The organism is Shewanella sp. SM73 (assembly GCF_025653795.1).
Taxonomy (GTDB): Bacteria; Pseudomonadota; Gammaproteobacteria; order Enterobacterales; family Shewanellaceae; genus Shewanella; species Shewanella oncorhynchi.
In genome coordinates this window covers 292,757-311,638 of sequence record NZ_JAKKRY010000001.1, presented here as the reverse complement: position 1 = coordinate 311,638, position 18,882 = coordinate 292,757, and the positions used below count along the sequence as shown (strand labels likewise).

The window sequence follows — 18,882 nt, the reverse complement described above, 5'->3', positions numbered from 1 at the left end:
CCTGAGATTCTATCGCAGATACTCAGGCAAAGAACAGCTTATTCACGGCCGGGTAACTTTTTCCATGTGACTGTATCACGTAAGTACACAGGTTCAAGCTCATCGACCGAGGTTATCAGTCCTGCTTTGATGCCTGCTTCAGCCAATATCAGCATAGCCTTTGCATCGGGATATTTCACGGCCTCGAGAGCTAAAATCCCCTTGCCGAGTGCCAGCAAATCGGGATAAGCATCAAAACCTGTGCCGCAGCCCACAATTGGCGCTTGAGTATCGAGCTGAAGTAGTACGTCCGCAGGCGCACTGACCACTTCTTTACCGACAAGCGTTGCAATACCATCAACGGCCACAAACTGGCCCCAATACACTTCACCCATGTGCGCATCAATGGTGCACAAAACTTGCTCGGCTTGATACTGGCTAATCGCCATTTGTGCCATTGCCGCTAGGGTTGAAATACCAATCACAGGCAAATCTAACCCCAGTGCCAGACCTTGCGTCATGCTAGTGCAGATACGGATCCCCGTAAAACTGCCAGGGCCTCGTCCGTAAGCAATCGCAGTCACTTTATCTAAGCGAATGCCCGCTTGCTTGAGCACTGAATCGACCATAGGCAGCAGACGTTGACTGTGTTCACGCGGCGCATCGGCAAGTTCAGCATAAATCTGACCTTGGTATTGCAGCGCAGCTGAGCAGGCTTCGGTACAAGTGTCTAAGGCAAGAATACAAGCAGAGTGTTCATGTGTTATTGTCATTTCAAAACCGGATTAGCGGGCAAGATTTCGCATCAAATTTACATAATCTGTATTGCGCGAATATGCCATGAGAAAACTGGCGCAAATAATAACATCAAATGCCCGAAAACAAAGGGCTAAGCAAGCAACTCAGCTAAAATAGCGCCCGCATGATATTCAGTCGCAAATCTGGACGAGATGGATTTATGTGATCTAAGTCAATGATCAGTAAACTCATTAATGAATATAGCTCGCTTGGGGAAACTTTTTCAACTTTGATTGTCAGAGCACAAAAGTAAGGGACGAATTTATCCGTTGCTATTCCCTTAGTATTGTACGATTGCTTTAACCCGCCTTCGATAAGGACATTTCATGTTAAACACGCCTCCATTGCGTCGCCTAAGACGCTTACGTAATTCAGAAGCAATGCGCGATCTGCTGCGCGAAACCCATATTTCGCTGAGCGATCTTATCCATCCCCTGTTCATTGAAGAGCACATCACCCATGCCGTGCCCATCTCCACACTACCTGGCATCAGCCGCTTACCTGAGAGCGCACTGGCGGATGAAGTTCGCGAGCTTTACGCCCTTGGGATCCGCTATGTGATGCCCTTTGGGATTTCCCACACTAAGGATGATAAGGGCAGCGATACATGGGACGACAATGGTTTACTCGCCCGTATGGTACGCACCATTAAAGCTACCGTGCCTGAGATGATGGTAATCCCCGACATTTGTTTTTGTGAATACACAGATCACGGCCATTGCGGCGTCGTACACAATAATGAAGTCTGCAACGACCTCACAGTCGAAAATTTAGTCATGCAATCGATAACGGCCGCCAAAGCGGGCGCCGATATGTTAGCGCCATCGGCCATGATGGACGGTCAAGTGAAAGCCATTCGCCAAGGGCTCGATGCCGCAGGTTTTGAACATGTGGCGATTCTGGCCCACTCAGCAAAATTCGCCTCTTCTTTTTACGGTCCTTTTAGAGCCGCGGTCGATTGTGAACTCAGTGGAAATCGCAAGGGATATCAACTGGATTATGCTAATGGTCGTCAAGCCCTGTTAGAAGCCTCATTAGATGAAGCCGAAGGCGCCGATATCCTGATGGTTAAACCCGGCACACCCTACTTAGATGTGCTCAGCCGTTTAAGACAAGAAACCCACTTGCCACTCGCCGCCTATCAAGTCGGCGGTGAATATGCGGGCATTAAATTTGCCGCCCTTGCTGGCGCGTTGGATGAGCGTGCTGTGGTGACTGAAACGTTTATCGGCTTAAAGCGGGCGGGTGCAGATTTGATTGTCAGCTATTACACCAAACAATACGCCCAATGGTTAACTGAAAGCCGATAGTTGCGTCGGTAGCGAATCAAAAGGTTACGCTAATCGTTAAACCCATAGCTATGCTGCTTGTTAAGAGAACAACTAGGTTTTGCACTTTAGAAACCCCATAAAAAACGCCACCTTTATCGGTGGCGTTTTTGTATTTAACACACTGTGCTAAATCGCTTAAGCCTTCTGCAATCTTGCAAACAAGGCTTTTACTTTTTCGACTTTAGGACGCACGACCATCTGACAATAGGGCTGCTCACCGTGTAAAGCGAAGTAGTCATTGTGATAATTTTCAGCGGGATAAAAAGTATCAAACGCTGAAACTTGGGTCACTATCGGCGCATCAAAAACCTTGGCTGCTGCTAACTGAGTCAGCATAGCGGTAGTTTGCTCTATCTGCTCAGCATTATGAGTAAACACCACGGAGCGATATTGTGGCCCCTTATCATTACCTTGACGATTAAGCGTGGTCGGATCATGGCTCTCAAAAAAGACCTGTAATAGCGTCGTAAAATCAATTTCCTCAGGGTTGAACTCGATATGCACAACCTCAGCATGGCCGGTTTGGCCCGAGCAAACAGATTTATAATCGGCATCATGGGCTTCGCCGCCGACATAACCAGAAGTAACATTCACCACGCCCTTTAGGCTTTTAAAAATCGCTTCGACGCACCAAAAACACCCAGCACCAAAAGTTGCAAAGTGATTCGGTGCTTGTTCAACAGCGTTATCCATCCCTTTGAAAACCATAGAAACTGAGTTAACACAGTGACGGATATTGTTAGGTGTTAACATTTCACCTTCAAAGACATGCCCCAAGTGACCGCCGCACTGGCTACAAACAATTTCAGTTCTGCGGCCGTCGGCGTCTATGTGGCGGGTTACAGCGCCGGCAATTTCATCATCGAAGGCTGGCCAGCCACAATGGGCATTAAATTTATGCTCAGAACGATACAAGGGGGCATGGCATTTTTTGCATAAATACAAACCCTTAGCATCGTGTTCATAATACTCACCACTAAAGGGGCGTTCAGTGCCTTTCTCTTCGATAACATAGCGTTCAAAATCGGTCAGTTTATTCATATTAATGCCCTTTCGACTCACGTCGTTGTGTATTTCGATATTCTTTGATTAAGAAGCTGATTTATAAGGAAGCCAACATAAGACCCACTCCAAGCAAGATTTCTTGCACTCGGCTTCAAAATGCGGCTGACATCAATCCAATCACAACAAATCTAATGCCCATACTAACGGATTTAGTGACTAAAATCTTACCACTCAAGTAACTACTAATATAAGTGCTCATATTAAGTACTCATATAAGCGACTGCATAAATGACGGAAAATACGGCAGTTGATCCAGATCACAGTCGCTGAGTATTTGCACCCACATCAGCGCACGGCTACACTTGCAGCGGGTCAAATTACAACTAAATATAACAAGTAGAAACCAAAATGAAATTAGAAACCATTGATTACCGCGCTGAAAACAGTGCCCAGCAATTCGTTGAATCACTTCGGGAAACTGGCTTTGGTGTTTTATCTAATCATCCGATTGATAAGCGCTTAGTTGAAGACATCTACACCGAGTGGCAAGCCTTTTTTAATTCAGAAGCCAAAAACGACTATATGTTTAAAAAAGAAACCCACGACGGTTTCTTCCCTGCGTCGATTTCTGAAACCGCCAAAGGCAACACAGTCAAAGACATTAAAGAGTACTACCACGTGTACCCTTGGGGCCGTATCCCCGATTCACTGCGTGCCAATATTCTCGCCTATTACGATAAAGCCAACGCACTGGCTGCAGAACTATTAGAGTGGATCGAAACATACTCACCAGAAGACGTAAAAGCCAAGTTTTCGATGCCATTGCCAGAAATGATCGCCAACAGCCAAAAAACCTTGCTGCGCATTCTGCATTACCCGCCGATGACGGGCAGTGAAGAAATGGGCGCCATTCGCGCCGCGGCACATGAAGATATCAACCTTATCACAGTATTACCTGCTGCCAATGAGCCTGGATTGCAAGTGAAAGCCAAAGATGGCACTTGGTTAGATGTTCCAAGCGATTTTGGCAACATTATTATCAATATCGGTGACATGTTACAGGAAGCCTCTGGCGGCTATTTCCCATCAACGTCACACCGCGTCATCAATCCTGAAGGTACGGATAAAACCAAGTCACGGATCTCTTTGCCGTTATTTTTACATCCAAACCCTGCTGTAGTGCTATCGGATCGTTATACCGCCGACAGTTATCTGATGGAAAGATTGCGCGAACTCGGGGTAATCTAAGCCTTAATTCAGCCTATTAATCCAAGTAACAATCGCAAGAGACAGTTAAGGATTAAGCGATTAAAGCGCCTTAGGGCGCTTTTTTTATGACATTCGCCACCTTCAAGGTAGAATAGCCGTTCTTTAAGTTATTTAGGACAAGGCGTTATCATGGCAATTCAGTGGTATCCGGGGCATATGCACAAGGCACGCAAGGAGATTGAAGAGGCAATGCCTCAGGTCGATCTTGTTATCGAAGTGCTGGACGCGCGTATTCCCTACAGTAGCGAAAACCCCATGGTGGCTCAGCTTCGAGGCGACAAACCTTGTATCAAACTGCTCAATAAATCTGATCTGGCCGATCCAGAGATCACCGCACAATGGATTGAATACTTAGAGCGTGAGCAAGGCGTCAAAGCCACGGCGATCACAACGCTGCAAGCGGCAATGGTGAAAAAAATCCCTGATCTCTGCCGTAAGCTAGTGCCAAGTCGCGATAAAACCGAAAAAGACATTCGCACTATGATCATGGGAATACCCAACGTTGGGAAATCTACCATCATCAATACCTTAGCTGGCCGTGTTATCGCCAAAACCGGTAACGAACCTGCGGTAACCAAAACCCAGCAACGGATCAATTTACGTAACGGTATCGTGCTGTCGGATACCCCAGGTATTTTATGGCCCAAAGTGGATAACGAAGCGAGCAGCTATCGCCTTGCCGTCACTGGTGCCATTAAAGATACGGCGATGGAATATGAAGATGTGGCCCTGTTCGCCGCCAAGTATTTCTTAACCGCTTATCCAAAAGAGATTTGTGAGCGCTATAACTTAAGTGAATTACCAAAGGATGATGTCGCACTTCTCGAGGAAATCGGTCGTAAACGTGGTGCGCTGCGTCCCGGTGGTCGCATCGATATGCACAAGGCATCAGAGTTATTACTGCATGAATATCGCTCGGGGAAAATAGGCTTACTCTCGCTAGAAACACCTGCGATGGCAGAGCTTGAAAAGATTGAAGTCGCCCGTATCATGGCCGAAAAAGAAGCCGAGAAAGAAGCCAAACTGGCAGCAGAGAGACTTAAACGTTCAGGCAAACGTCATAACGACTAGTCAGCCCGCCACTCTGCATTTGGAATATAAGGCGCAGAGTTTGTTAAAGACAAGACGCTGATGACTTTTATATTCCAGCTTATGGCGCTCATTCATCAAGTTTAAAGTTAAAGCCAGTATATTGAATATACTGGCTTTTTTATTATCAGAAACGGAACTTTCGCGTTAAAAAACACTTTACGCCAATGACTTCTGCGTGCCTGATATAAGCTCTCAATATCCGCCAGTCATCATCCTCTTGGCACAATACACCAAGGAGCCATCTTGGATTTGACTGCACAGCAAAGGTGCTTTAGTCGCGGGATAGATCTACCACTTCTTTCAAGTTTTCTAATGGTACCCACCCTGATTCTTCACTGACAGCTTTTATACACCATACCCAGCCATTCAACATTCGTGTGCCAATGAGTTGTCCCCCTTCATGCACATTAAGTTCTCTTGCCGTATAGTCCTCAAGCGCCAGCCCGTTGGAATTTTTTAGGCGCTGAATCACTTGACCAGGAACCCAACCAGCATCTTGCCCTGGCGTAGTGCAAAGGAACCAGAGATCCCAGCCTTCAGGACCTGCATATTTTTCTCCAACGGTAAGAGGATCACCTTTTTTGAACGTAATGGGGTTAGGAAACTCACTTTCATGTGGATTGACAACGATATATTTCTTAGTAGTCATGTATTCAGTTAACCTTTTGATAAATATTAGTAAAAAATTAACTTTATTGGCTTATTAAAGCACGCCTAATTAACGCTCGGTTTGAGTGAAACTTATCAGTTTTCTATCAGACATACTATCCGACAACACACGCATGCACAGTTTTCAAACTAATTATCAGCATAAAAAAACTGTAATATTTTGATTTTAAATACGATGACAATAAACTGCATTATGAGTAGGAAAATGCCCGTTAGCGTAATATGAAGGTATATTCAGTTAGCCAAAAACCGCGCCAATTTGCACGCGGTTTTCAATGGGAATTAACAGCAAGCTAATGAATAATTACAACTTTTTAACTTATTTTAAGGTCTTCCAAAACATGATCTGCTGCCTGGAATGCCAACGCTGCCAAAGTGAGGGTTGGATTACCCGTTGCAACCGTTGGAAACACTCCGCTACCGACTAAAAACAGATTGCTATGATCCCAAGATTGCTGACGAGGATTCACCACCGACGTATCTCTGCAGTCCCCCATTCGATACGTCCCCACAATGTGTCCAGCACCGTAAAACGTAAAATTATGGCCCTGATATTCAAAATTATTCGACGTTACTTGACTCTTATCACCATAAAATACCGGCGCAGGCGGAGCCTTGGTATATTCCCGCGCATCAAGGGCGTCAAAGAGTTTTGTCGAAATATCTTTAGCCGACACGAACGCATTGCGCACATAATCCTCGCGTACACGATAGGTTAATTTGGGGCGAGGCAAACCTAAGTTATCTTTCAGCGTCTCCGACAACTCGACACGGTTTTCCGGATCAGGTAATTGTTCAATTAAATAGCCCATACGAATTTGCCGTGTGTAAATACCATTCAAGGTATTCACCAGTGAGGCACCAAATAAAGCGCTATTCGCAGACATGGCGGGATCAAACCGTAATGGAATCCCCTGCTGATTGACAGAATCCCCATTTAATTGCGAATTATTTTGCCCAAATACAAAATCAGCTAAGGTCGTGAATGGATCGTTCGCAGCCCACTGCCAACCTTCATTACCGATTTCAATACGATAGGCGGCACGGTCTTTACGAAAGGCGCCATCGCGTAAACTTTCGATACCCGCAGTAGATAAAGGCCCTCGAAAACCATAGACAGGATCTTTCGCCAGACCCCAGGCCAAATACATAATGTGATCCATCAAATTACGCCCCACTTGATCGCTATGGTTGGCGACGCCGTTCGGACAGGCTTTATTACGTTTAGACATGAGCAATAATTTTGGCGTCTCAATCGCGTGAGCTGCAATCACATATTTTTTACCCGTAACGGTACCGCCGCCCGTCGCTATCCCCCCGTGAGTTTGATAGGTCACATAATCAATACCAACAACATCCTTTGTGTTTTCATCCACTTGAACATTTGTCGCGACGTGCCGATAAAACACATCAACATTACCGGTTTGCAATGCTCGCCCGAGCGTCACAGTAGCATCGTATTTGGCTTGGATTGGGCAAATAGGAATACAATTTGTATTCCCCGCACATTGACGGCGTTCACCCGGTAATGAATTGCGCCCCTGAGGAGTTGGCGTAACCGACAATTGAATATTGTCATACACCATATCGCTCACCGCTTGTTCATATTGTAGATCGACTAAAGATGAAACAATGCCAGGCATGGGATAATCGTAATTCGCGCCATAAACGCCATCCGGTGAAACATTAAATCCGCGATAGAGCTGATCCATCGCCTCTTTGTCACCGGCGACGCCAATCTCATTGGTCGCCTGTTCATAGTAAGGAACCAGCGCTTGGTAAAATTGTTTTCCACCGGGCCAATCCACGCCCTGCTTATACTGGGTTTGCAACTCAAAATCATTGGGCAATAAATGCAAACTGGTTCCTAGCCAATGCCAAGTTGTGCCGCCGCCAATACGCTCATAGGAACTAGCAAAAGCAAACTTTGCTTCAGGGCTGTCAGGTTTCAAATGTTCAGGCTGCGGCGTGTAGTCGAAATAACATTGCTTTGGATTACGCCATGCGCCAATTTGCAACACGGTATAACGCGGCACATTTTCCTTCGCAGGATCAGGCAGTCCGAGTGGATTATCCGCCGTCGATGCAGCTGGATTTTGCGTAGTAGGAGGATAAGGTGATTCAGGTGTTTTGGCATTGGCTTTAAAAAAGGTTTCCATGTAACCACTGCGGTCAACCGGCACTTCCTGCCCTGCTTCGAGGATTAATACTTTTTTCCCCGCCATCCCCAATTGATAAGCCATGATAGAGCCGGCAATACCTGATCCCACAATAATGACATCGTAATTGGTTTGAGTGCTCATACTGCACCTCCTTGATGACCCGTATATGCCGACAGTACAGCGGGTGGTTTCGCCCAATAGCCATAGCGATAATTTGAATCCCCCATCGGATGAGCCTGCATAACTTGCCAGACTAAACCTGTGGTATAGCTTTTTGCCGAAATCATATCGCTAACCGTGGTCTCCGGATCTTTATCCGTCGCGGGAATAATGGTTGGCCATGCACCTGAGTACCACATAAAAATCAATTTACGACAGGCCAACACAAAATTAGCCCCGTTGTCTGGTGCCAGCATTTGCGTGCCAATTTGTTGATCTGATAATTGCTGCGCTTTTAACGCCGCAAATTTTTGCAGAATAGTTGTAACTAAAGTTGGGTCCTTCGATTCTTCGGTTATTTTTTGCGTAAACACGGCTAAGTATTCGGATTTAATATCCACGGGATCCAATGTCGGGGCAATAATACTGGTAGCAAAGCCGGTTAATACCGCGCTCAAACCAATAAAATTATTCATAGTATCGGCAGTCGCGCCTGTAATATCAGTCATGATGAGTTCCTTTTGTAAATTATTGCGCGCGTTGCAGCAAATAAGTGAAATCAGCAAAATTACCGTTAGTGGTTGCCGCATTATTGTGACAAGCCATACAGCTGCTTGATGTTTGCTTTACCGAACCTTGGATATAAGTTTCGAGCGTGGTGTTAGCTAAAAATGAGGGAGCAGGCACGCCCGTTGGATCGGTGGGATTTTTGGCATCGGTAGGCCATTGCGTACTGATCAATTCGTAGTTCTTCCATACCGATCCCGGCACTACAGCGTCGAGTGCTGCGTGATAACTGGCATTTAAGGCTTTAGCGTCGGCAGTGATAGGAATAACGCGTTCCACTTGAGTTGGTTTAGTGTGCGGGTTTGCCGGATCCCACGGGCGTGCTGGTGGTTCATTCACTTTGCAGTCAGTACATTTAGCATCGTAAAAATTATATGCCGACAATGATGCTGACTCACCTTGTGTTGGCGCATTAGCGACATGCTCAAAGGTAGACCAAATCCATTGTGGTTCGTCTGCGGTTTTGTGGGCAATGTGAAAACCCACTAGACCGACTTGTTCAAGCGCACACGCGGGCTTGACCCCGTGTTGCTCTTCCGGATTGTTATAAACTAGCGCATAAGTCGTATAGTAATTCGTCGCATCAAACTTGCCGCCCATTTTTATCCATGAGGCCTTAAGCATGATAGAACCTACCTGCCCGGTTTTACTGTCGCTCGCGGTAAAATCGACATCGGCATTAAACTGTTTCTGTCCTTTTTTACTGTAAAGGTTATTGTCCAAAATAAAATTGAACATGGTTTCATTGGTTAATATTTCATAACGGGTATAAAGCCCGTTTTGATCAATCAATGGACCCGTTGTAAAAGGCTCACCACTTTCATCCAACACATTCGGGGTCTTCCCTACTTGTGTTAAATAAATAGTCCCTTGAGGAATGGACTTGGGATCAATACTTTTGCAAACATCCGGCACATTATTGGACTGATCCCACCCAGGTGGTTTTACGCCATCGGGTAAAAAAATATCTCGGCTTTCCTTCCAATGCAGCCACACGACTGGCTGGTTAGTTTTTTGACCAATGGTGGACATGGTATTGGGTGTACCATCGGCATTTGCTGGCCAGTTAAGTGCAATAAACGATTGCCAAGAAAAATCATCAAAATCATGTTGCAGGCTTTCGAGTGAGAACGGGGGTTTTGCTGTGATTTCCAGCGGCATAACAGGGCTTAACGTGGGTAGCGTTATAGCTGCTTTTGTCTCTACTGGTGCTTCTGCATGTACAGCAGCACTCATACACAAAAAAAGCGCACTATAGCGAAAAGATTTGATAGACATGAAATTAACTCTCCTTGTTATTGGGACTTATTCAATGCTTAAAACGTTTACAACTCCACTTTCTTTAACTACTTAAAATCAGGGCTTTCACAACACCCGCCACTGCAGGCGTGATGGCACGATACAAATAGCGTACAAGACTTGACCTCAACCAAATCCCAATAAATGGGTTTCGATATTAAAATTGAAGTTTGCTGTTTTGATCGCAGTCTCTGGCTTACTGAGCCAGTCTGAACAGATTGATTGATACGGATAAATATTAACGTCTTTCATTGAAATTCCTTTTCATGATTGCGTTTTATCACGATACCTTGAGCCTAGATAATCCATTGAGGATCACCTCACATGAAACCTAGTTATCTCAGTGGAAGGGTTAAGCACTCCTGTGTTCCCGTAGTGAAAATAATTCTATGCTGCAGAAAGAAAAGTAACCTTCTGAAAATATTCCATGTTAAAAGATTGTTTACGTTTCACTTATTGTCAAGCGTGAGGCAGGAGGTTTATTTTATTTGCAAAAAAGCCCGCCGCACGACGATAACAGCAGTAAAAGCATAATGTGATATCAAGAGTTCAACATTGATCTGAAGTCTGCGAGGGCCAAGCGTGGGCAGTGCTCCAACACTGACTAAGCGATCGTAAAATCGGTCGCAACTACGCGTGGCCTAATTCTTATTTGGTAGCCATTGATTCAACAATAACTGTCAAAGTTTGGAAGATTTCGACTCATTTTCATCATTAGATTCTGTAAAGAGTCACTCAGCATCTGATTATATGGCCTTGCTAATGACTTTATAAACACTTTGACTGAAACAGAACACAACTTGTTCTTACTGTTGAAACAGGAAATCTATTTTCTTGTACTGACGAAAACTCTAAGATTAAAAATGATGCCATTTGGGGATGCTTTGACCGACTTAGGTAGCCCTGTGAAATATGACCATGTCGTTCCACTTGCTTCCCTCAATTGAGCCGCAGAGTACCTTCACAAACTTGTTATTCACCGATGTTTGTGCCCATAACCAATACATTTATACCTTTATAATTCACTTGTTCTATAGGCTTAAACCCATGATGTAAGTACAAACCTCCAGTTAAATCTTCTGTTTGAAGATATAATTTTTTCACACCTATTTTATGTGCTAGCGATATTATCTCTTTCACAAGTTTTGAGGCGACCCCCTGTCCCCTAGCCTGCTGAGTGACGTAAACACCACCAAGCCAAAATTCAAATTCTGGGTATATGTCCATTTCTCGAATTTTTAGCTCTGCTGAACCAGCAAGAACACCATTTACTTTTCCAATGATCAGAATAGGCGCGGTATCTCGATTTATTGATGCAGAGACTTTTTCAACGACTTCCTCCTTGGTATAGCTACCATTGTCTTGGCACCATTCGTTGAAATACCAACTAGCTACCGTGTCTATCGCAGAGGGATTATCGGCAAGTAATGAAATTTCCATATATGTCCTTAGATGTACAACGATTTGATTTTCTTTATGAACAACATCTTACCAACTTAACCTTGTAAGGCAAGCAGCCCACAACCATTGATGTTTGTAGTCAAACTATACTGATATCTATTAATGACTTTATGATGATGTTTACTTTGCTGTGGCTTTATTGAAAGTTCGGACTGGCATGACTTCTAGGTTGAAAGTAACCTCATCACATTAGCTTTTTTATAGCCACAACTTTATTCGCCCTACTTGCATTTTAAACTTTGAAACAAGCTTTGGGGCATTTTAGAGTTAACCGATTTTAAGCACGCCACGCTTTAATCGCTTCTGTTGCTAAACCAGCTAGCTGTTTTGAAACTTCACGACCTTTGTAAATTGACGTTGTGTCTTTTGCGATTGGAACAGAATAATGAATATCGTGAGCAAGATTATTTAGATACTCGCGGCCACCACCTTCATAATTTTGCAGTTCCTGACCATTGAGCTGGATCATATCGCTATAGCCAAATGCACTCATGTTGCAATTTGCATTCAAGTACAAGCGACCTTCATGCTCCAAAAAGAACCATACTCGGTTTTCAGAATCCATTACTTTCATCGTCATCTCGCATAAGGGGATTTACCCGAACTTATCATAAAACCCAAACCGTAAATGGAAATACGCATCTCAACGGAACTTTTCGGTCAATTGATCTAATAAAGCTTCCATACTCTGCTCGAGGAGATCGAGCACTAGTTCAAAACCCTGTGCGCCGCCATAGTAAGGATCTGGTACTTCCGTTATTTGCGTATCAGCATAGGACAACATTAACTGTAACTTGTGTTGATACTCAACCGGACAACGGCTAAGCAGATCCGCCAAATTGGTATTATCCGCAGCTAGAATTAAATCAAAATGCTCAAAATCAGCATTCACCACCTGCCGCGCCCGCATGCCCTCGAAACTAAAACCCCGCTTTTTACCAGCCTCAATAGCGCGGCTATCGGGCTTATCCCCTTGGTGATAACCAATAGTACCCGCCGAATCCACCTCAATATTAAGCCTGCGCTCAGCAATCTTAAAACGACAAACCGCCTCTGCCGTCGGTGAGCGACAAATATTACCCATACAAACCATCAATATTCGCCGTACACTTTGATTTTTTAACATGAATACCTCATAGCTTAGTATTATCAATAATTTATCTAATGTGCTTAAACCTAGATGTAAACTTAATATGATAAGCAGCTTAATACATTAATTATTTACCTATAAATACAAAATGTTAAACCTAGAAATACAAAATATTCTTACGCCAAACCATTATCAAAAATAAAATGCGCGCTACGATCCGAAAGTTAAGGGTGTCACCTCAGCTAAAATATTCCCCTTGAGCCATATACATACCAAGCACGCACAAAATTTAACCTAACCCGTAAAATATACGATAAACAGCACAGAAATAAATTAGCCTCCTTGCTAAGGATTTTTTATCGACTAGGTTTATATGTCGGAGTACGGTTTAAAATAAAACTGAATGTTCACCGCATACTCGCTCAAATAAAAAATACACCACAAAGTACAAGAAGAGGAAAAGTAAAATGGATTTTATTGAACGAATCGATGTTCTATCAAAACGCATCCCTCAAATTGCTAATAGCCTTCAAACTGAGGAAGCGACTAAGAATGCCTTATTTATGCCATTTTTGCATACAGTTCTAGGATATGATGTTTTTAATCCTAGCGAAGTTGTCCCAGAATTTACGGCAGATACTATAGGTAAAAAAGGTGAGAAAGTTGACTACGCATTAATTAAGGAAGGTGAAGTGCAAATCCTTATTGAATGCAAAAAGTACAATGAAAAGCTGTCCATAAAGCATGCGTCACAACTATTTCGTTATTTTTCTGTCACAAACGCACGCTTAGCTATTCTTACAAACGGTACTGAATATCAATTTTATACCGATCTTGATGCTCCTAACAAAATGGATGAAAAACCATTTCTGATCTTAGATCTTGAAAATATTGATGAACACTTAATTCCTGAAGTTAAAAAGCTGACTAAAAACTCGTTCGACGTTAACTCAATAGTCAGCGCGGCAGGAGAACTAAAATACTTGAGTCAGATAAAACGTATTATTAGTGAGCAATTTAAAGAACCTGAAGAAGAGTTTATTCGCTTTTTTGCCTCAAGGGCTTATGATGGGGTTCTTACACCTAAAGTAAAACATCAATTTGCTGAAATTACTCATAAAGCACTAAGACAATTTCTCAACGACAGCATTAATGAACGTTTAAAATCCGCTATTGGCAATGATAAACCAACTGATGAAAACAAAAATTTAATCGATACCCCAATCCCATCCAATGATGAAAAAATTAAAGTAGTTACTACTGAAGAAGAAATTGACGGTTTCAATGTGATAAAAGCTATATTGAGGCAAAAAATAGAAGTTAATCGAATCATCGCAAGGGATACCCAAAGTTACTTTGGCATACTATTGGATGATAATAACCGAAAACCCTTATGCCGCTTACACTTCAATGCTAAACAAAAGTATCTCGGATTAGTGGATGAAAATAAAAATGAAACTCGTCATCCTATTAACTCTGTAGATGATATTTTTAATTTCAGTGAACAACTATTATCGACAGTCGCCTATTACGAATAACACTATCAAAATATCAATTGCGCATTACTCAGCGTAAAGACTAATGCGCAATTTGATTTACTAGGTACGGCTACTCAGTTTCAACATCGGTTCTTACCCGTAAAAAACTGGCAAACCGCGGTAAACCGTTAACGGTAAGACCAAGATATTTATAGGTAATGATAGTGCCCACTGCGGGGGGATGTTGGCGCTCTGCGAGACTAAAACCTGTGCCAATACTAAAAATTCGGCCGTCTGGCGTTTGCACTTTTAATGCGCCCATCTGCCCTGCAAATTGACCTTTACCAGGGATATAAGCGATAACAGTAGCTTCAGCATCATAATAGGGTTTTAGCTTCATCAAATGAGGATTGCGGCCACTGATATAAGTCGCAGAACTGCGATGCAGCATCAAGCCTTCGGCGCCTTTTGCAACTAAGGCATCGAGTTTTTGATACAGGGCTTCAAGGCTTTCTACTTGGAACTGCACTATGACTTCAAGATAATTCGATTTGCCACTCAGTTCAGTCAGCGCAAATTGATAGCGATGCTGAAAGTCGCCACTCGCCTTGGGGACATCGAACACCATAAATCGCACTTTGCGCCAATCATCATCCTTAGCTGAGGTTTGTCGAACTAAACTCGACATCGCTTCAAACTGACCTCGCCCAAGCCATAATTCACCATCGAGGGGATAATTCGGAAAATTCGCAGTAAACCAAATGGGTGTGGCGATGGCATTTCCCTGCCGAGTGAATAATTCCTTGCCATTCCAGTAACCTCGAACCCCGTCGAGTTTCTCACTAATCAAAAAATTTTGAATATTAATATCTTGCGAAGTTCGAGTCGCATCAAACTCGGTAGCAAGTTGTATAGCAGGTGGTGAGGTTTGTGCGTTAACCGAAAGAGTTAAACCGCAAAGTATGAGCAAGCTGAGCTTAAAAACACTAAAACGGATGAACTGATTAAATGTTAAATTTCGTAACGGGTTAGTATGAGTCATTCCCTTGCCCACGCTGCAATATATCCTTCATCAAGCTTAGGCCGCACGGCTAAAGTTGCACTAAAATAACCGCAAAAGTCACTAACTCCCTAAGTTAACAACGAATGTTGATGATCAAATTTGCTCAGTTAATTGTTTATGCACTTTTCATCTCAGGCTATACTGCGGCCAAATTTATGACTCAGTCAAATGTTAACAAAGACAACAGTAGGATTTATCCACCCTGTTTTGAATGAGCAGAACCTCAGCGCTTTGTCGCTAACGTCAATTGGAAACACTATGAAACCAGCCAATAATCACGGTATTAAGCGCATATTCAGAGCGACGGGATTTTCGATGAAGGGCCTAAAGGCCGCTTGGATCCACGAAGCCGCCTTCAGACAGGAATTAATCTTGACGATAGTCATGTTACCCGTAGCCTTATGGGTTGATATCAGCACTATTGAACGCCTTATGCTGATTTTCACGTTGTTTATCGTGTTGATTGTTGAGCTATTAAACTCGGCGATTGAAGCTGTGGTTGACCGTGTCGGCAGTGAAATACACCCGTTAAGTGGCCAAGCCAAGGACATTGCCTCGGCTGCCGTCTTTATGAGTCTTGCACTTTGTGGATTAACTTGGCTGGTTGTATTAACGCCGCTAGTGCTTTAATTCTTAGTTTCTAAACCGTCGCATGAACAACCATTGAGCCATCGTCCCTTAAAAAGTCGATGGCTTGTTTGATCTGGGCTAAGCGGTCATTCTCAGCCCAATACGCAAGATACACATTTCGTGAAATGGCATTCGCGCCGCTGACGAGATGCAATTCGCCGCCGCGCAATGCATGTTGCACTAGATGCTCAGGTAAAAATGCGCAGCCGCCATTATTCAAGATGAAATCTAACGCAATACGTGCTGAACTCGTGTGCAGCGTTGGCACTGGCAGCGAGGCATATTCCTGCGCGTGAACAATATTGAACGCCGTACCCCAATCGACTTTTACATATTGCCCCGGCACAACCGCTTTTACCGTTTGACCTTTTAAGCTCGACACCAACAACAAATTAATTTGCCCCAGTTGCACTATCTCAAATTGATCAAGCTTTGGCGGATCGAATGAAATCGCAATATCTAAGGTGCGGTCCATTAGCTGACGCGTCATTGCATTCGCGGGTAGCACTTCGGTGCGCAACGCCACGCCAGGTAAACCGACATGCAGTCCCTGTAAATAACCTTGCAAGTAAGCGTCCCAAATATTCGGCCCTGCACCGATGGCAAGCTGCGTTGTCTGTAACTGGCTGAGGGAAACATCTTGCTTAGCCCGCTCCCATGCTGTTAACACCGCTTCGGCATGACCAAGCATACGTTCGCCTGCTGGCGTGGGCTGAATATTATTACGTTGCCGTTCAAATAAGGCTACACCCAAAATGCTCTCAAGCTGTTTCACCCTAAAGCTCACAGCGCTTCGGGTGAGATAAAGATTCTCAGCCGCTTTACCAAAATGGCGAGTACGGGAGACTTCGAGAAAGGTTTTTAGTAAATCGGTATCCATAAAAATTCTTGACCAACATAGGCAAATTTTTTTGATTTATAAATCAATAATACTAGCCAATACTCCAGTTGCAAATCTTTGTATATCAAAAACTAGAGGGTATCTGCCATGTCTGAACAGTCTTTTTTTAACGCTAACAAGGGTTCTGAGACGTTTAACGGCTCAGTTGCTACCAGTTTTGTCTCTCAAAAACGTTTCTACGACGACGCTAATTTCCCCAAAGGCTTTAAACGAAGCGGCGATTTTACCAATAAAGAAGCTGAACTCCTTGAATTGCATGGTCATGCGATGAAGAATTTAGCGGAAGGGAAAACGCTGCCTTGCACCTCTGATGAAGCCCAATTTGTGGAAGTCGCCAAAGGAAATATCGCCCCCAGTAGCTTGTTAGAGCAGATCTGGGTAAAGTATCGCAGGCTCGCCATGGGGAAACCCTTTTATGCCGTGGTTGGTACAGTGCATTTGCCTGCAACCAAGCCCGAGATAGAAATAGAGGCTGAGGCTGTATTTGATATTGAAGATGATGTTCAGGATGAACCTGAACCCGAGGATAAAGAATGAAGATTAAGGTTTGCTACTAAATGCGTGGTTGGATTTTATATAAAGAAACCGCGACTCAGCTAAAACCTGAATGGTATGAAATTGAGCGTCTACTGGCGGCAGCAAAAGCCGATAACATAGAGTTGGAAGTTTACGCACCTGATGAATTTGATCTGACTGTCACCAGAGAAGATAACAAGAGTATTTTATTGAATGGGCAAGCCGTCGAGCTGCCCGATTTTATCATTCCGCGAATGGGCTCAGGCACGACCTACTTTGCTTTAGCCATTATTCGTCACTTAGAAAGATTAGGGGTATATTGCCTCAATCCATCTAAAGCCATTGAAATCGTTAAAGACAAGTTATTCTCCCAACAATTGTTGGCCGAGAAGAATCTGCCTACGCCTAAAACCATGTTGGTTAAATTCCCCGTCGATATCGCCCTCGTAGAACGCCATCTCGGTTTTCCTGTGGTGATAAAAACACTTTCAGGCTCACAAGGCAGTGGTGTGTTTTTATCCCATAAGGCGCGTGAATTTGACGATTTAATGCAGCTGATTGAAGCGACCAATAAAAACGCTAACATCATTCTTCAAGAGTTTATCGCTAACAGTCATGGGCGCGATCTACGCGTATTCACTATTGGTGGTCGTGTGGCGGGTTGCTATGAAAGGCGTGGTCAAGAAGACAGTTTCAAAGCCAATGTCAGTGCCGGTGGTTCAGCGCGTCCATTTCAGATCACTCCTGAAATTGAATGGCTTGCCACCCAAACAGCCAATATTCTCGATCTTGATGTTGCAGGTATCGATTTATTGTTTGATAACGGCCATTACAAAATTTGTGAGGCTAACTCATCTCCAGGGTTTGAGGGCTTAGAGTCCTGCTTGAATGTGGATATTGCCGCGCAAATTTTGCATTTTATTCGCATCCGTTTAGGCATGTTTAATAAAGATGAACCAAGTAGCCCAAAAATCGTAGCTGATAGCGTAGAGGCTGAGACTTCTACCCCGTCACCTCTATCGTCCTCTATCGAGACGAAATAGAAGTACTAGGACATACCAATATCTAGCGGGATCGTACCGCTAGATATTCTCAATATCGATGATTCTCCACCATGTTTGTGTCTATATCCATTTGTATCTCGCCCCATCCAACACAACAATCCTAAAGCCGTTCAGGAAGCACTTGCCCTTAGTCTTTCAATCCACAATTGATGTGATCGCTCACTCAAATTTCATTCAACCTCACGAGAACCAGCTCTACTTTTGTTTTGAATCACAATTTTTTGCATTTTTTAAAACATTTTGTTCACATTAAAAAATTTGCTGTTAAACTCCAAATGTTGTTTTTTTATGGCACTAAATTCTGACCTTATCGCTAAACATAATAAGAATAATGCAGGAGTCACTCCTT

At 43.6% G+C, this 18,882-nt stretch carries 19 protein-coding genes; 7 read left to right on the top strand and 12 right to left on the bottom strand.

Features of this window, described 5'->3' with window-relative positions:
* Positions 1–38: 38 nt before the first annotated feature.
* On the bottom strand, positions 39–752 hold the full coding sequence (tsaB, locus tag L5M51_RS01435; RefSeq protein WP_263171223.1) for a tRNA (adenosine(37)-N6)-threonylcarbamoyltransferase complex dimerization subunit type 1 TsaB: 714 nt from the start codon (positions 750–752) through the stop codon (positions 39–41).
* Between the two features lie 351 nt (positions 753–1,103).
* On the opposite strand from tsaB, the gene hemB reads away from it, so the two are divergent.
* On the top strand, positions 1,104–2,087 hold the full coding sequence (gene hemB, locus L5M51_RS01430; RefSeq protein WP_263171222.1) for a porphobilinogen synthase: 984 nt from the start codon (positions 1,104–1,106) through the stop codon (positions 2,085–2,087).
* 156 nt (positions 2,088–2,243) lie between these two features.
* On the opposite strand, the gene L5M51_RS01425 is transcribed toward hemB, so the two are convergent.
* Positions 2,244–3,149, bottom strand: a complete 906-nt coding sequence (locus L5M51_RS01425; protein ID WP_263171220.1) for a bifunctional methionine sulfoxide reductase B/A protein — start codon at positions 3,147–3,149, stop codon at positions 2,244–2,246.
* 372 nt (positions 3,150–3,521) lie between these two features.
* On the opposite strand from L5M51_RS01425, the gene L5M51_RS01420 reads away from it, so the two are divergent.
* Positions 3,522–4,361: an isopenicillin N synthase family dioxygenase gene (locus tag L5M51_RS01420; protein WP_113939512.1), complete on the top strand. Its 840-nt coding sequence runs from the start codon at positions 3,522–3,524 to the stop codon at positions 4,359–4,361.
* Positions 4,362–4,511: 150 nt separating this feature from the next.
* Positions 4,512–5,453 (top strand): ribosome biogenesis GTPase YlqF, encoded by a 942-nt coding sequence (gene ylqF, locus L5M51_RS01415; RefSeq protein WP_011919190.1) that lies wholly within the window; start codon positions 4,512–4,514, stop codon positions 5,451–5,453.
* Between the two features lie 292 nt (positions 5,454–5,745).
* On the opposite strand, the gene L5M51_RS01410 is transcribed toward ylqF, so the two are convergent.
* The 8 genes from L5M51_RS01410 to L5M51_RS01375 all read right to left on the bottom strand — a co-directional run bounded on the left by L5M51_RS01410 (position 5,746) and on the right by L5M51_RS01375 (position 12,917).
* The gene (locus tag L5M51_RS01410) at positions 5,746–6,123 is read right to left on the bottom strand and encodes an SH3 domain-containing protein (RefSeq protein WP_263144707.1); all 378 of its coding nucleotides are present in this window, start codon (positions 6,121–6,123) and stop codon (positions 5,746–5,748) included.
* Between the two features lie 334 nt (positions 6,124–6,457).
* Positions 6,458–8,446: a GMC family oxidoreductase gene (locus tag L5M51_RS01405; RefSeq protein ID WP_173245285.1), complete on the bottom strand. Its 1,989-nt coding sequence runs from the start codon at positions 8,444–8,446 to the stop codon at positions 6,458–6,460.
* Positions 8,443–8,973, bottom strand: a complete 531-nt coding sequence (locus tag L5M51_RS01400; RefSeq protein WP_063884317.1) for a hypothetical protein — start codon at positions 8,971–8,973, stop codon at positions 8,443–8,445. The genes L5M51_RS01405 and L5M51_RS01400 overlap by 4 nt, the downstream gene beginning before the upstream one ends.
* A 19-nt stretch (positions 8,974–8,992) precedes the next feature.
* Positions 8,993–10,309 carry a hypothetical protein gene (locus L5M51_RS01395; protein ID WP_263171214.1) on the bottom strand — a complete coding sequence of 439 codons (1,317 nt, stop codon included), beginning with the start codon at positions 10,307–10,309 and terminating at the stop codon, positions 8,993–8,995.
* A 147-nt stretch (positions 10,310–10,456) separates the two neighbouring features.
* Entirely contained in the window at positions 10,457–10,582 is a 126-nt protein-coding gene (locus L5M51_RS01390; RefSeq protein ID WP_263171210.1) for a hypothetical protein, read from the bottom strand.
* A gap of 720 nt (positions 10,583–11,302) precedes the next feature.
* A complete protein-coding gene (locus tag L5M51_RS01385; protein WP_028760209.1) occupies positions 11,303–11,770 on the bottom strand; it encodes a GNAT family N-acetyltransferase in 468 nt (155 codons plus the stop codon).
* A 298-nt stretch (positions 11,771–12,068) separates the two neighbouring features.
* On the bottom strand, positions 12,069–12,365 hold the full coding sequence (locus L5M51_RS01380) for a hypothetical protein (RefSeq protein WP_263171208.1): 297 nt from the start codon (positions 12,363–12,365) through the stop codon (positions 12,069–12,071).
* A 69-nt stretch (positions 12,366–12,434) separates the two neighbouring features.
* A complete protein-coding gene (locus L5M51_RS01375) occupies positions 12,435–12,917 on the bottom strand; it encodes a low molecular weight protein-tyrosine-phosphatase (protein ID WP_263171206.1) in 483 nt (160 codons plus the stop codon).
* Positions 12,918–13,348: 431 nt separating this feature from the next.
* On the opposite strand from L5M51_RS01375, the gene L5M51_RS01370 reads away from it, so the two are divergent.
* Positions 13,349–14,419, top strand: a complete 1,071-nt coding sequence (locus L5M51_RS01370; protein WP_263171203.1) for a type I restriction endonuclease — start codon at positions 13,349–13,351, stop codon at positions 14,417–14,419.
* Between the two features lie 70 nt (positions 14,420–14,489).
* On the opposite strand, the gene L5M51_RS01365 is transcribed toward L5M51_RS01370, so the two are convergent.
* Positions 14,490–15,401: a DNA ligase gene (locus L5M51_RS01365; protein WP_219233725.1), complete on the bottom strand. Its 912-nt coding sequence runs from the start codon at positions 15,399–15,401 to the stop codon at positions 14,490–14,492.
* Positions 15,402–15,680: 279 nt separating this feature from the next.
* Here L5M51_RS01365 and L5M51_RS01360 point away from each other — a divergent pair, with 279 nt between their 5' ends.
* Entirely contained in the window at positions 15,681–16,052 is a 372-nt protein-coding gene (locus tag L5M51_RS01360) for a diacylglycerol kinase (RefSeq protein ID WP_028760259.1), read from the top strand.
* A gap of 10 nt (positions 16,053–16,062) precedes the next feature.
* On the opposite strand, the gene hdfR is transcribed toward L5M51_RS01360, so the two are convergent.
* Positions 16,063–16,932: an HTH-type transcriptional regulator HdfR gene (gene hdfR, locus L5M51_RS01355; RefSeq protein WP_212599819.1), complete on the bottom strand. Its 870-nt coding sequence runs from the start codon at positions 16,930–16,932 to the stop codon at positions 16,063–16,065.
* Between the two features lie 108 nt (positions 16,933–17,040).
* On the opposite strand from hdfR, the gene L5M51_RS01350 reads away from it, so the two are divergent.
* Positions 17,041–17,490, top strand: a complete 450-nt coding sequence (locus tag L5M51_RS01350; protein ID WP_263171200.1) for a DUF413 domain-containing protein — start codon at positions 17,041–17,043, stop codon at positions 17,488–17,490.
* A gap of 20 nt (positions 17,491–17,510) precedes the next feature.
* On the top strand, positions 17,511–18,512 hold the full coding sequence (locus tag L5M51_RS01345; protein ID WP_113941500.1) for a RimK family alpha-L-glutamate ligase: 1,002 nt from the start codon (positions 17,511–17,513) through the stop codon (positions 18,510–18,512).
* Positions 18,513–18,882: the final 370 nt, after the last annotated feature.

Excerpts from the sequence above, each read along its gene's own strand:
- tsaB (WP_263171223.1), bottom strand. The coding sequence starts at position 752 with ATGACAATAACACATGAACACTCTGCTTGTATTCTTGCCTTAGACACT.
- hemB (WP_263171222.1), top strand. The coding sequence starts at position 1,104 with ATGTTAAACACGCCTCCATTGCGTCGCCTAAGACGCTTACGTAATTCA.
- L5M51_RS01425 (WP_263171220.1), bottom strand. The coding sequence starts at position 3,149 with ATGAATAAACTGACCGATTTTGAACGCTATGTTATCGAAGAGAAAGGC.
- L5M51_RS01420 (WP_113939512.1), top strand. The coding sequence starts at position 3,522 with ATGAAATTAGAAACCATTGATTACCGCGCTGAAAACAGTGCCCAGCAA.
- ylqF (WP_011919190.1), top strand. The coding sequence starts at position 4,512 with ATGGCAATTCAGTGGTATCCGGGGCATATGCACAAGGCACGCAAGGAG.
- L5M51_RS01410 (WP_263144707.1), bottom strand. The coding sequence starts at position 6,123 with ATGACTACTAAGAAATATATCGTTGTCAATCCACATGAAAGTGAGTTT.
- L5M51_RS01405 (WP_173245285.1), bottom strand. The coding sequence starts at position 8,446 with ATGAGCACTCAAACCAATTACGATGTCATTATTGTGGGATCAGGTATT.
- L5M51_RS01400 (WP_063884317.1), bottom strand. The coding sequence starts at position 8,973 with ATGACTGATATTACAGGCGCGACTGCCGATACTATGAATAATTTTATT.
- L5M51_RS01395 (WP_263171214.1), bottom strand. The coding sequence starts at position 10,309 with ATGTCTATCAAATCTTTTCGCTATAGTGCGCTTTTTTTGTGTATGAGT.
- L5M51_RS01390 (WP_263171210.1), bottom strand. The coding sequence starts at position 10,582 with ATGAAAGACGTTAATATTTATCCGTATCAATCAATCTGTTCAGACTGG.
- L5M51_RS01385 (WP_028760209.1), bottom strand. The coding sequence starts at position 11,770 with ATGGAAATTTCATTACTTGCCGATAATCCCTCTGCGATAGACACGGTA.
- L5M51_RS01380 (WP_263171208.1), bottom strand. The coding sequence starts at position 12,365 with ATGAAAGTAATGGATTCTGAAAACCGAGTATGGTTCTTTTTGGAGCAT.
- L5M51_RS01375 (WP_263171206.1), bottom strand. The coding sequence starts at position 12,917 with ATGTTAAAAAATCAAAGTGTACGGCGAATATTGATGGTTTGTATGGGT.
- L5M51_RS01370 (WP_263171203.1), top strand. The coding sequence starts at position 13,349 with ATGGATTTTATTGAACGAATCGATGTTCTATCAAAACGCATCCCTCAA.
- L5M51_RS01365 (WP_219233725.1), bottom strand. The coding sequence starts at position 15,401 with ATGACTCATACTAACCCGTTACGAAATTTAACATTTAATCAGTTCATC.
- L5M51_RS01360 (WP_028760259.1), top strand. The coding sequence starts at position 15,681 with ATGAAACCAGCCAATAATCACGGTATTAAGCGCATATTCAGAGCGACG.
- hdfR (WP_212599819.1), bottom strand. The coding sequence starts at position 16,932 with ATGGATACCGATTTACTAAAAACCTTTCTCGAAGTCTCCCGTACTCGC.
- L5M51_RS01350 (WP_263171200.1), top strand. The coding sequence starts at position 17,041 with ATGTCTGAACAGTCTTTTTTTAACGCTAACAAGGGTTCTGAGACGTTT.
- L5M51_RS01345 (WP_113941500.1), top strand. The coding sequence starts at position 17,511 with ATGCGTGGTTGGATTTTATATAAAGAAACCGCGACTCAGCTAAAACCT.